At 52.7% G+C, this 11,922-nt stretch carries 10 protein-coding genes; all 10 read right to left on the bottom strand.

From position 1 onward, the window contains the following. Positions 1–13 precede the first annotated feature (13 nt). The 10 genes from HER31_RS17505 to ftsL are packed head-to-tail and all read right to left on the bottom strand — an operon-like array spanning position 14 to position 11,922. Positions 14–931: a D-alanine--D-alanine ligase gene (locus tag HER31_RS17505; RefSeq protein WP_168662588.1), complete on the bottom strand. Its 918-nt coding sequence runs from the start codon at positions 929–931 to the stop codon at positions 14–16. After that, complete coding sequence (gene murC / locus HER31_RS17500; RefSeq protein WP_168662586.1) at positions 921–2,387, bottom strand: UDP-N-acetylmuramate--L-alanine ligase; 1,467 nt, start codon at positions 2,385–2,387, stop codon at positions 921–923. Before murC ends, HER31_RS17505 begins: the two co-directional genes overlap by 11 nt. Further along, positions 2,384–3,466: an undecaprenyldiphospho-muramoylpentapeptide beta-N-acetylglucosaminyltransferase gene (gene murG, locus HER31_RS17495; protein WP_168662584.1), complete on the bottom strand. Its 1,083-nt coding sequence runs from the start codon at positions 3,464–3,466 to the stop codon at positions 2,384–2,386. The genes murC and murG overlap by 4 nt, the downstream gene beginning before the upstream one ends. Next, positions 3,456–4,682 carry a putative lipid II flippase FtsW gene (ftsW, locus tag HER31_RS17490; protein ID WP_168662582.1) on the bottom strand — a complete coding sequence of 409 codons (1,227 nt, stop codon included), beginning with the start codon at positions 4,680–4,682 and terminating at the stop codon, positions 3,456–3,458. Before ftsW ends, murG begins: the two co-directional genes overlap by 11 nt. Beyond that, complete coding sequence (gene murD / locus HER31_RS17485) at positions 4,676–5,962, bottom strand: UDP-N-acetylmuramoyl-L-alanine--D-glutamate ligase (RefSeq protein WP_168663438.1); 1,287 nt, start codon at positions 5,960–5,962, stop codon at positions 4,676–4,678. Before murD ends, ftsW begins: the two co-directional genes overlap by 7 nt. A 19-nt stretch (positions 5,963–5,981) precedes the next feature. Further along, complete coding sequence (gene mraY / locus HER31_RS17480; protein WP_168662580.1) at positions 5,982–7,061, bottom strand: phospho-N-acetylmuramoyl-pentapeptide-transferase; 1,080 nt, start codon at positions 7,059–7,061, stop codon at positions 5,982–5,984. After that, a complete protein-coding gene (locus HER31_RS17475; RefSeq protein WP_168662578.1) occupies positions 7,061–8,431 on the bottom strand; it encodes a UDP-N-acetylmuramoyl-tripeptide--D-alanyl-D-alanine ligase in 1,371 nt (456 codons plus the stop codon). Before HER31_RS17475 ends, mraY begins: the two co-directional genes overlap by 1 nt. Then, positions 8,428–9,894 carry a UDP-N-acetylmuramoyl-L-alanyl-D-glutamate--2,6-diaminopimelate ligase gene (gene murE / locus HER31_RS17470; protein ID WP_168662576.1) on the bottom strand — a complete coding sequence of 489 codons (1,467 nt, stop codon included), beginning with the start codon at positions 9,892–9,894 and terminating at the stop codon, positions 8,428–8,430. The genes HER31_RS17475 and murE overlap by 4 nt, the downstream gene beginning before the upstream one ends. Further along, a complete protein-coding gene (locus HER31_RS17465) occupies positions 9,881–11,617 on the bottom strand; it encodes a peptidoglycan D,D-transpeptidase FtsI family protein (protein ID WP_168662574.1) in 1,737 nt (578 codons plus the stop codon). Before HER31_RS17465 ends, murE begins: the two co-directional genes overlap by 14 nt. Next, positions 11,614–11,922: a cell division protein FtsL gene (ftsL, locus tag HER31_RS17460; RefSeq protein WP_168662572.1), complete on the bottom strand. Its 309-nt coding sequence runs from the start codon at positions 11,920–11,922 to the stop codon at positions 11,614–11,616. The genes HER31_RS17465 and ftsL overlap by 4 nt, the downstream gene beginning before the upstream one ends.

The raw sequence follows: 11,922 nt of genomic DNA, 5'->3' as shown, positions 1-11,922 counted from the left end.
CTATAGTTATCCGTTATTTCGCCATCGATAAGACATTAACTACCAGCTCATCAAAACTGTAACCAGCAACCTTCGCTGCCTTGGGCACCAAACTGGTTTCGGTCATGCCTGGTACCGTGTTGACCTCAAGCAATTGCCACTGGCCGTGACTGTCGCGCATTACGTCCACACGGCCCCAGCCTTGGCAACCCAATGATTTAAATGCCCGCAGGGCCAACTGCCGCAACTCGTTTTCATCTTGTTCCGATAGCGCACACGGGCAGTGATAGCGAGTTGTACTCGACTGGTACTTGGCTTGGTAATCGTAAAATTCGTTGTCGGTTTCCATTTGGATCGCCGGCATCACTTCATCACCAATAATGGCAACGGTGTATTCTGGGCCGTCAATCCACGCCTCAATCAAGATGCTATCGTCAAACTGCAATGCATTAGTTATCGCCGCCAGCAAAGATTCAGAATCAGTGGCCTTAGCCATGCCGACTGAAGAACCTTCATTGGCTGGTTTTACCATCAGCGGTAGCCCGAGGCTGTTAACGATGTTGTCACAGTCGCTGGGTTGAAACTGTGACTTATCCACCACCGCAAATGGCGCAGTAGGCAAACCAACGCCGGCCCACATCCATTTGGTACGCACCTTGTCCATGGCTACAGCGCACGCCAATACACCACTGCCGGTGTAGGGCAGTTGCAGCTGCTGCAACGCCCCCTGCATGCTGCCATCTTCGCCACCGCGACCGTGCAACACGATAAAAGCACGATCGTAATTAGCTAATGCAGTTAACGGCTGCTCAGCAGGATCAAACTTATGGGCATCAACGCCGCTGCGACGCAGCCCTGCCAATACCGCAGCGCCGGAGTTTAATGAGACTTCTCGTTCGGCACTGGTGCCACCAAACAATACCGCCACCTTGCCAAAGCGACTACTGCTCATGCTTTGGTTCCTGCTTCATTAGTTCAACGGACAGTTGCAGCTGCGCTAATTGCTTAGCCAAGACACCTACGTTACCAGCCCCTTGGGTCAGCACCACGTCGCCATCTTGCAGCTGCTCCGCCAGCAAGGCTGGCAACTCTGCTGGACCTGGGACGTAAACCGGATCAATCCCTCGTTGACGCAGCGAGCGACACAAGGCGCGGCTGTCGGCTCCAGGGATCGGATCCTCTCCAGCGCTGTATACCTCCATCAGCAACAGGCAATCTACCTCCGCCAATACCGAGCAGAAATCCTCATACAAATCACGAGTTCGACTGTAGCGATGTGGCTGGTAAATCATTACCAAGCGACGCTCTGGCCAGCTAGCTCTTGCCGCTTTGATGGTGCAAGCTACTTCGGACGGGTGATGACCGTAATCATCAACCAAGAGTACCTTGCCCACTTCAGTGTTAAACTCACCGTACTGCTGAAAACGGCGGCCGATGCCTTCAAACTGCAGCAGCGCCTTATAGATCTCTTCGTCAGCTACACCTTCTTCGACCGCAGTTGCGATCGCCGCCAATGCATTTTGGACGTTATGACGTCCAGGTAGATTTAATACCAATGGCAATGGCGCGTGACCAGCACGCACTAGGGTAAATTCAGTTTGAGTACCTATTTGACGATAATCTTCGGCACGGATATCCGCTTCTGGGTGGAAGCCGTAGGTCACCATACGGCGCGCTACCCGCGGCATAATCGCCTGAACCCCTTCGTCGTCCAGACACATTACCGCAGTTCCGTAAAACGGTAGGTTATGGAGGAAATCGACAAAGGTGTCGTATAACTTGTTCAGATCACCACCGTAGGTATCCATGTGATCCGGTTCGATGTTGGTTACCACAGCCAACATCGGTTGCAGATGCAAGAAGCTCGCATCGGACTCATCCGCTTCCGCGACTAGGTAATGGCTTTGTCCTAACCGCGCATTAGTGCCAGCGCTATTTAGCTTGCCACCAATCACAAAAGTTGGGTCTAAGCCCGCCCCCGCGAACAAGCTGGCAGCTAAGCTCGTGGTGGTGGTTTTACCGTGAGTGCCAGCCACCGCGATGCCATGGCGAAAACGCATCAACTCCGCCAACATCTCTGCGCGGCGTACAACCGGAATACGCGCCTTCTGCGCAGCGACCAATTCCGGGTTTTTGGCGGCAATAGCAGTAGAGACCACCACTACATCAACACCATCAACCCAGTCGGCATGATGGCCCTTGTGCACCACTGCACCCAGTTCACTGAGACGCTGGGTTACCGCATTGCTGCCCAAGTCAGAACCGCTGACTTGATAGCCTTCATTGGCCAATACTTCCGCGATGCCGCCCATACCGGCGCCACCGATGCCCACAAAGTGGATTCGTTTAACTCGCCCCATTACGCCATGAGGAATCGGCTTAGACCCAGAGGGTTGTGTCGGCTTCATTGACCGCGTCTCCGTGTCAGTTGGTCACAGATGGATGCAACCTTGTTGGTTGCATCCGGCACCGCGGCAGCTCGAGCCGCTTGTGCCATCGTATTAATTCGCTGTGGGTCTTGGCTTAAGCCCAACAGTAATTCAGCTAGCCCAGCAGCAGTTAACTCACTCTGCTGGATCAACACCGCCGCACCACCATCCACCAACGCTTGCGCGTTCTGAGTTTGATGGTCGTCCACCGCGTGGGGGAATGGCACTAAGATGGCCGGTCGGCCGGTAGCGGCTAGCTCAGCAACGGTCAGCGCACCAGCACGACTGATAACCACATCAGCCCAGGCGTAAGCCGCTGCCATATCGTCAATAAACTCGGTAACCTGAGCGCCCACACCCGGGGCCTTCTGCTGCCACAACTGTTCGGTTGTTGCACTGTTATTGCGGCCAACCTGGTGCCAAACGGTGATACTGGTTTCTGCGGCAATCCGCCCTACAGCAGCAGGAACAGTATCGTTCAGTGCCTTTGCACCTAAACTTCCACCAACCACCAGAACCTTCATCTGCTCGCCGGCTTGTACTGGTTGCGCCGCGCCGATATCGATCAACTCTTGTCGAACTGGGTTGCCAACGCGCTGTTCATTAGGTAATACATCGGCAAAAGCCACCAGTACTTTACTAGCAAACTTGGCTAATATTCTGTTGGTTGCCCCTGCTACTGCATTTTGTTCGTGCAAAACCAGCGGTGTCCGACGTAACCACGCCGCAATACCGCCAGGACCTGAGGCATAACCTCCCATCCCTAACACCACATCTGGCTTAAACTGACGTTGAATCTGCAGCGCTTGCCATACGGCCTTAGTGATCTGCCACGGTGCCATTAACTTACGTAACAAGCCGTTACCACGGACACCTTTAATATCGATAAATTGGATCTCAAAACCGTGCTGTGGCACCAGTCGAGACTCCATCCGTTCGGCGGTGCCAAGCCATTGCACTTGCCAACCTTGCTCACGCAATTGACGGGCTACCGCAAGGGCTGGAAAAACATGACCGCCGGTACCTCCGGCCATCACAAGAAGTCGTTTATTCGTCATCGCTGTTCCTTTTGGTCGCACGCGATCGACGCGGTTTGGCTTGCTCTTGCTGAGCCACCCGTCGTTCGTGATCGATACGCACCAATACTGCGGCGGCTGCACTCATAACCCACAAGCTACTGCCACCATAGGATACCAGCGGTAGAGTCAGCCCTTTGGTGGGTAAAGCGCCCACGCTAGCACCGATATTTACCGCGGTTTGAAAACTAAACCAGATACCGATGCTGTAAGCCCAGTATCCTGCAAAAGGTTGCTGTTGTTTCAGCGCTAGGTGACCAATCCACAGCGCCCGCAAGGCCAAGCCCAGCTGCAAGCACAGCAATGAGGCAATACCAATAAAACCAAGCTCTTCACCAACCACCGCAGCAATAAAGTCGGTGTGTGCTTCTGGTAAGTAATCCAACTTTTGGATGCTGTTGCCAAGGCCTTCGCCGAACCAATCTCCACGGCCATATGCCATCAAGCTCTGGGTCAATTGATAGCCGTTACCGAACGGGTCTTGCCATGGATCAAGAAAGTTCTGCACCCGTGCCAGTCGATATGGTGAGCCCGCCACTAGTGCAACAACCCCCACAAGAGCGGCAATGATCAACACCGCAAACTCAACCAGCCGCGCACCGGCCAAAAATAGCATGCCGGCGGTGGTCACCAGCATCACCACCACAGTACCGAAATCAGGCTGCATCAGCAGCAACAGCGCGAATAAGGCAAACACTAAGCCTGCTTTAAAGAAGCCAAGCCAGTGCTCTCGCACCTCTTGGTTTCGGCGCACCAGATAACCAGACAGAAATACAAATAGGGCAAATTTGGCGACCTCAGCCACCTGCAGGTTAAAGATCCCTAAGGGGATCCAACGCTGAGCACCATTTACCGTTTTACCGACAAACAGCACCGCAATAAGCATTAACAGCGCCACCACGGCAATGGGCAAACTCATTTTGCTCCATACTTCGATGCGGATGGTCATCACCACCGTCATGATCATCAACGCCACTGTTACAAAGAACCCTTGGCGCCAAATAAAGTGCATCGGATTGCCAGTGAGACGAGTGGCCTCCGGCATCGATGCCGAGGTCACCATCATCAAACCAAACAACAGCAAGGTGCCAATCAACACCAGCAGCAAGCGATCATGCAGTGGTTCATCTACTGTCGGTTTTGCGGCAGCAAAGCCCGGAAACTTAAATGAGATCCGCTGTTTGATGGCCGTTAACATGGCAACGCCTCAACTGCAGCAATAAAGTGATCGCCCCGTTGTTCGAAGTTACGAAACATATCGAGACTGGCACAGGCTGGCGATAGCAACACGATATCGCCATGCTTGGCTTGCTCTGCAGCTAACTGGACAGCTTCGTCGATGGAAGTAACGGCGATAGCATCAGTAACTAACGCCTGAATTTCAGGGCCATCTTTGCCTAGGGTAAACACTCCAGCCAAAGGCTGTAACAACGGCTTTAGCTCGGTTAAATCGGCACCTTTGGCATCGCCGCCGGCGATCAAAAAAACCTGACCTTTTTCATCAGTTAATCCAGCTAAGGCCGCAACAGTTGCACCGACATTGGTGGCTTTAGAGTCATTGACGTACCGAACACCAGCTTTGGTTGCCACTAACTGGCAGCGGTGCGCCAAGCCAACAAAGTCAATTAGTGCTTGTTTACTAGCAGCGGCAGGAATATCCGCCGCATCCGCCAAAGCCAGTGCAGCAAGCGCATTGGCGTAGTTATGGCTACCAACCAGTGGCAGCTGTGTTAACTCAAGACGTTTGTGCTCACCACAGCACAGGGCCTGTTGATACAAACCATAATGGCCAGCATTGGGTTTAGCCAATCCAAACCGAATCGCGTTATCGCACCCACTATAAGTGAGCGGATTGTCGCTATTCTCAATACAACATTGAGTCTGTTGATATAAAGCGAGTTTGGTCTGACGATAGCCTTCAAAACCGTCGTAACGATCAAGGTGATCGGCGCTAATATTGAGCACAGTCGCCGCCACCGCATTGAGACTGCGCGTAGTCTCAAGCTGGAAGCTAGATAACTCCAACACATACAACTGATGGCCTTGTTCAAGCAGATCAAGCGCCGGTAAACCAATGTTGCCACCAACCCCTACGGACCAACCAGCGGCACGCGCCATGTCACCAACCATGGTGGTAACCGTCGATTTGCCGTTAGAGCCAGTAATGGCCACCACAGGAGCATCAACGTGACGGGCAAACAATTCGATATCACCAATCACCTCAACACCTGCTGCAATTGCCGCTGCGACCGCTGGGGTCGACAGTGCAATGCCAGGAGAGATCACGATGGTACTCACTTGCGCTAATTGCTCCGCATCAAGCGGGCCGGTACGAAGTTGCACCTGAGGAAACTGTTGGCTAAGCAGCTCAGCGCCTGGCGGTGTAGTGCGAGTATCCCATACTGAAACGGCTACCCCGTGACGACGAAGAAAACGCACACAGGATAAGCCAGTTAGGCCTAACCCGAGGATTAACATATCCGCCAACGGCTTCACGCTAGCGCACCTTCAAGGTCGCAAGACCCAGCAGGACTAGACACACAGAGATAATCCAAAAACGCACGATAACTCGTGGTTCTGGCCAGCCTTTCAATTCAAAGTGGTGATGGATGGGCGCCATGCGGAAGATGCGTTTTTTACGCAGCTTAAATGAGCCAACCTGTAGGATCACCGATACCGTTTCGAGCACGAAGATCCCACCCATGATAACCAGTAGGAACTCTTGCCGAGTAAGTACTGCCATGGCACCAAGACCTGCACCTAAGGCCAATGAGCCAACATCGCCCATAAATACTTGAGCTGGGTAGGTGTTAAACCATAAGAACCCTAGGCCAGCACCCACCATCGCAGTACAGACCACGGCCATCTCACCAACACCTGGTAGGTATGGAATATGCAGATAGTCGGCGAAGTTCACGTTACCGGACAGATAAGCCACAATTGCAAAAGCGGCGGAAACCAGAACCGTCGGCACAATGGCCAAACCGTCTAAGCCGTCGGTTAGGTTAACCGCATTTGAGGCGCCGACAATAGTGAAATAAGCCAGTACAATGAACATCAAGCCTAGCTGAGGCATCACCTCTTTGAAGAACGGCACCACCAGTACCTGCCCTTCCGGCTGGCCTTGCCAGTACAGATAAACGGCAACAATCAACGCTGCAGCGGATTGCCAGAAGTACTTCCAGCGCGCAATCAGCCCTTTAGGATCCTTACGAATCACTTTACGGTAATCGTCAATGTAACCAATGAGGCCAAAGGCCCCTAAAACAAACAGCAATACCAACACATAATGGTTGGTCAAATCACCCCACAACAAGGTAGCGACAAAGATCCCCGCAAGGATCATCAGCCCCCCCATGGTCGGGGTACCTCGCTTACTAAAGTGGGACTCTGGGCCATCGTTTCGAACTACCTGACCAATCTGCATGCGCTGCAACTGGCGAATCAGTTTCGGCCCTGCCCATAGGCAGAATACCAGCGCAGTCAGCAAGCTGATGATGGCCCGAAAAGTAAGGTATGACACCACATTAAAGGCGCTGAAATACTGAGTTAGGTATTCCGCGAGCAGAACTAACATTAGGGAGTAACCTCAAATTGCTGGCGCAGAGCATCGACGACGTTTTCCATTCGCGCGCTGCGTGAGCCTTTAACTAATATGGTCACCGGTGGTGGCAACTGCCCCAACCAAGTGAACAGGTGATCAACCATCGCCGGTTGATCAGCAAAATGTACCCCGGAGCCAAAGGCTTCCGCGGTAAGGGCGCTTACTGTACCGACTGAAATCAGGTGGTCAATCCCTTTATCTAGGGCATATTGACCAACTGCGCGATGATGCGCCGCTGCGCTATCCCCTAACTCCCCCATATCCGCAAACAACAATACTGAAGTACCGCTTATTTCAGCCAGCAGATCGATACCCGCCTTGGTTGAAGCCAAGTTGGCGTTGTAGCTGTCGTCAATCACCGTCAACTGTGGGGTAAGGCGATAATATTGGGTTCGGCCTGGGACACTTGGCGCCTGTGATAAGCCTTTGGCAATAAGCGCTAAAGACAGTTCCGCACAATGCGCTAAGCTAGCCGCAGCTAAAGCATTATCAACCTGGTGACGTCCTGGCAGTGGCAGTGTTACCAGCGCTCGATGTTCACCACAACACAGCTGGAATTGGTAGCATCCATTGCTCAGGCGTGTGAGCTGCTCCGCCCAAATATCAGCGATCTGACGACTGGAAAAGCGCAATACCGGCTGCTGCTCTAACTTGGCCAACATAAACTCGGCGTAATCATCGTCGAGATTAACCACCGCAATGCCCTGCGGTTGCAGCGCTTCGAAGATTTCACTTTTCGCTTCGGCGACACCATCTATGCCACCAAAACCCTCTAAATGAGCCGGTTGCACGTTATTAATTAACGCCGCATCTGCCTGCACTAAGCTGCTGGTATAGCGGATCTCACCAGGAGCATTGGCACCGAGTTCCAGTACCGCGTATTGCTCATCACCACTAAGATCTAACAGTGTTAATGGTACACCTATGGTGTTATTCAAGTTGCCCTTAGTCGCTAAAGTCGTGCCCGCCAAGCTAAAGATCGCCGCGGTCATCTCTTTTACTGAAGTCTTACCAACCGAACCGGTTAAGGCCACACTATATGGGGTTACTTGCCGCTTAAGCCATGCAGCCAACTGCCCGAGTCCGAGCGTGGTGTCTTGCACCAGCAGTTGTGGCAACGAAGTGTCCAGCTGGCGGCTAACCATTACCGCAGCCGCACCAGCTTGTTCTGCTTGTTCGATAAAGTCATGAGCATCAAAACGTTCGCCCACCAATGCCACGAACAGATCTCCGCTTGCAAGTTCACGACTGTTGGTGCTTACCCGAGTGATGGTGACATCCTGCCTGCCGTGAATCTCAGCCCCTAAGGCAGAGGCGATAGTGTCCAATGATGCACTGATCATGATGACTCCTGACACAGTTGTTGCGCCAAGGCGCGTTCATTGTAATTGAGCCGCTCACCCGCCACGATTTGATAATCTTCATGACCCTTGCCCGCCAGCAAAATCACATCATTGGCAGACGCCATGGTAAAGGTCTGTCGCACGGCACTGGCTCGATCCGCTTCAATCAACCGTGGGGTTACATCAACACCACGTTGCATATCGGTCGAGATATCGTCGAACTGTTCGCTACGGGGATTGTCAGCGGTGATAACCAAGTAATCGGCAGATCGTGCAGCGGCGGCGGTCATTAGCGGGCGTTTACCCTTATCCCGTTCACCACCGCAGCCAAATAGGCACCAAAGCTTGCCGCTGCAATGGCGGCGAAGCGCTGTGAGCGCTTGTTCTATCGCATCTGGAGTATGAGCGTAATCAACCACTAGAGTAGGTTTTCCGACAGCGGTAAAGCACTCCATCCGACCATCTGCAGGCTTTAAGCTTGTGACCGCACTCAACACTGTAGCGAGTTGATGCCCTTGGGCGAGCAAAGCCGCAACCGCCGCAAGTACGTTGGCTAGATTGAACTGACCGAGTAGCGGGCTGTGTAACTGGCCATCACCGAAACTGCTGTGTATTGTCGCGTTGACGCCGTTGGCGTGGTATTGGATAGCTGTTGCTTGGACAAAGTCACCACGACATTGAGCTCCATCAATACTGTAACCAATGGTGTTCACCTTATCCTGTAACTGCCGATGCCACAGCGCACCATACTGATCATCAAGATTAAGCACCGCATGGGTTACCCCAGTGTGGTTAAACAGCGCCCGCTTGGCCGCTGCATAGCTTTCCATATCGCCGTGATAATCCAAATGATCGCGGCTCAGATTGGTGTACACCGCTACATCTATTGGTAACGCCTTAATTCGATGCTGACTTAAACCATGGCTGGAGACCTCCAGCGCCACCGTTTGCGCGCCGCTCAGTGCTTGCTGAGCAACGGTTTTACTTACGGTAAAGGCATCGGAGGTGGTATTAATCGATGGTTTGAGCTCACCCCACAAACCATTGCCTACCGTCCCCATAACGCCGGCACGCAGGCCGATGGTGGTAAGTAATTGGGCGCACAGTTGGCTAACCGTAGTTTTGCCGTTGGTGCCGGTTACCCCAATCACGCTAGGAGTAGCCGCCGCAGGATAAACCCGCATAGCAATATGAGACAGCTTGTCGTTCAGTTGCGGTAGCCCAATCACTACAACACCATCTCGACTCGGTAGTTGCTTAGCGGTTTCCGCTTCAGTCAGTACCGCTACGGCACCATTAGCAATGGCACTATCAATAAACTTACGGCCATCAAGCTGATGGCCAACCACAGCCACAAAAAGAGCGCCTGCAGTTACACTGCGGCTGTCTAATGTCGCTTGGTTAAATTCAATCTGAGTATCAAGGTTTATCCAAGGGGATAGCACCTGATCAATTAACGGCATTGTCGCTCCCGAAAAGCCCTGCCAATTTAGGGGGTTGTGTGGTTGGCTCGACGTTAAGCAACTGCAGCGCACCGGCCATCACTTCTGCAAACACCGGCGCTGCAACGGTACCACCGTAGTAGCTTTCACCTTTAGGTTCGTTCACTACCACTGCCATCGCTAAGCGTGGGTTGTCTGCAGGAGCCAATCCCGCAAACAGGGTAACGTAATCTTCACCGTAACCACCGGCTACGGCTTTCCGACTGGTACCAGTTTTACCGGCAACCTCATAGCCATCAATGGCCGCTTGTAACGCAGTACCGCCCTTCTTGGTTACCCCAGTAAGCATCTGTACTACCGCATCGGCGGTTTTCTCTGACAAGACTCGGGTGCCCTCTGGCACCTGTTTACGCTTTAGAATGGAGGCAGGACGACTGATCCCACCTGCCCCCAAAATAGCGTAAACCCGGGCTAACTGCAGTGGCGTGGCCGTTAGGCCATAACCAAATGCTAAGGTCGCACGTTCATGTTCAGACCAGCGGCTGCGATTAGGCACATTACCGGTATATTCACCGTCCATACTGATGCCACTGTATGTACCCAACCCAAAGTCGGCGTAGAAGGCCAACAACTCATCTACTTCCATCTGCAATGCCATCTTGGTCATACCGATGTTGGACGATTTAACCAACAATGTGCCGATATCTTTAGTACCAAGGTTTTTGCCGTCACGGACGGTTCCACCGCGAACGCGCATATAGCCCGGTGAGGTATTGATGGTGTCATGTTCGCTCACGATGCCTTTATCTAAGGCCGCCGCAACGACCAACGGTTTCACCACTGAGCCCGGCTCGTAGGCATCGGTAATCGCACGGTTACGCATTTGGTAAGGCTTAATACCACGCCGTTGGTTCGGGTTAAAACTCGGGGTATTGGCCATGGTTAGGATCTCCCCTGTAGGGATATCGATGATCACCAACGATGCCGAGGTAGCCATGTGGTATGCGGTTGCTTCTTTCAATGCGGTGTATGCCAAGCTCTGCAAACGCATATCGAGGCTCAACACCAGATCATTAGGGTTCTCCCCCTCTTCAATCACCGACAGATTCTCAACCACTTCACCACGGCGATCCTTACGCACCTTATATTTGGCTGGGCTACCAGTTAACCAATCATGATAGTTGCGTTCTAAGCCCTCAATACCATGATCATCAATATTGGTAATGCCCACCAGTTGAGCCGAAATCTCCCCCGCTGGATAGTAGCGACGAGACTCGGGCTTCAGTGCGATCCCTGGGATCTTTAGCTTACGAATATACTCGGCAACCGCAGGAGTCACTTGCCGCTTTAGATAGACAAAGCGGCCTTTGTTATCGCGGACACGACTGACTAACTTGTCTTCATTGACCTCAAGCACATTAGCTAAAGCGCTCCAGCGGCGAATGTCATCAAAACCATTACCGTCACGCACCATCTTCGGGTCCGCGTAGGCGGCCATCACCGGTACACTGACCGCCAGCATCTCACCGTTACGATCGGTCACCATTCCACGCTGCACATCCGTGGTCGTGGTGCGCAAGGTGCGCATATCCGCCTCATAGCGTAATCGCTCAGGTTCAATGACCTGAATCCAAGCGGCGCGGCTGGTGATAACCCCGAAAACCAATAAAATCAAAAACACAGCGATTTTTAGGCGCCAGTCATTGGCTTCCGGTTTAAGCTTCTTCTTTCCTTGACGGCTCATGGTAATTTCACCACTTGTTCTTGTGCTGGTTTAGGGCGTTGCATCTGCAATTGTTTTCGGGCCAGACGGTCGATGCGGCTGTGCTCAGCCAGCGTCTGCTCCTCTAATAGCAAGTGACGCCACTGCACATCCAGTTGGTCTCGTTGTTGTAAAAGCCCGTTGTATTGGGCGGTCAACTTTCGCGCATCCTGCGCAGTAAAGATCACCCAAAAGGCACTGCCTATCGCTAACCAAGCTACAAACAGCACTAGCCAATATCGGCGTAGATCGCTGCCTATCAGTTTGAGCAACTCAAGGCCAAGCAT

This window comes from Ferrimonas lipolytica, from assembly GCF_012295575.1.
Taxonomy (GTDB): domain Bacteria; phylum Pseudomonadota; class Gammaproteobacteria; order Enterobacterales; family Shewanellaceae; genus Ferrimonas; species Ferrimonas lipolytica.
This window is presented reverse-complemented; position numbering and strand designations above follow the sequence as displayed.

Excerpts from the sequence above, each read along its gene's own strand:
- HER31_RS17505 (WP_168662588.1), bottom strand. The coding sequence starts at position 931 with ATGAGCAGTAGTCGCTTTGGCAAGGTGGCGGTATTGTTTGGTGGCACC.
- murC (WP_168662586.1), bottom strand. The coding sequence starts at position 2,387 with ATGAAGCCGACACAACCCTCTGGGTCTAAGCCGATTCCTCATGGCGTA.
- murG (WP_168662584.1), bottom strand. The coding sequence starts at position 3,466 with ATGACGAATAAACGACTTCTTGTGATGGCCGGAGGTACCGGCGGTCAT.
- ftsW (WP_168662582.1), bottom strand. The coding sequence starts at position 4,682 with ATGTTAACGGCCATCAAACAGCGGATCTCATTTAAGTTTCCGGGCTTT.
- murD (WP_168663438.1), bottom strand. The coding sequence starts at position 5,962 with ATGTTAATCCTCGGGTTAGGCCTAACTGGCTTATCCTGTGTGCGTTTT.
- mraY (WP_168662580.1), bottom strand. The coding sequence starts at position 7,061 with ATGTTAGTTCTGCTCGCGGAATACCTAACTCAGTATTTCAGCGCCTTT.
- HER31_RS17475 (WP_168662578.1), bottom strand. The coding sequence starts at position 8,431 with ATGATCAGTGCATCATTGGACACTATCGCCTCTGCCTTAGGGGCTGAG.
- murE (WP_168662576.1), bottom strand. The coding sequence starts at position 9,894 with ATGCCGTTAATTGATCAGGTGCTATCCCCTTGGATAAACCTTGATACT.
- HER31_RS17465 (WP_168662574.1), bottom strand. The coding sequence starts at position 11,617 with ATGAGCCGTCAAGGAAAGAAGAAGCTTAAACCGGAAGCCAATGACTGG.
- ftsL (WP_168662572.1), bottom strand. The coding sequence starts at position 11,922 with ATGCTTGGCCTTGAGTTGCTCAAACTGATAGGCAGCGATCTACGCCGA.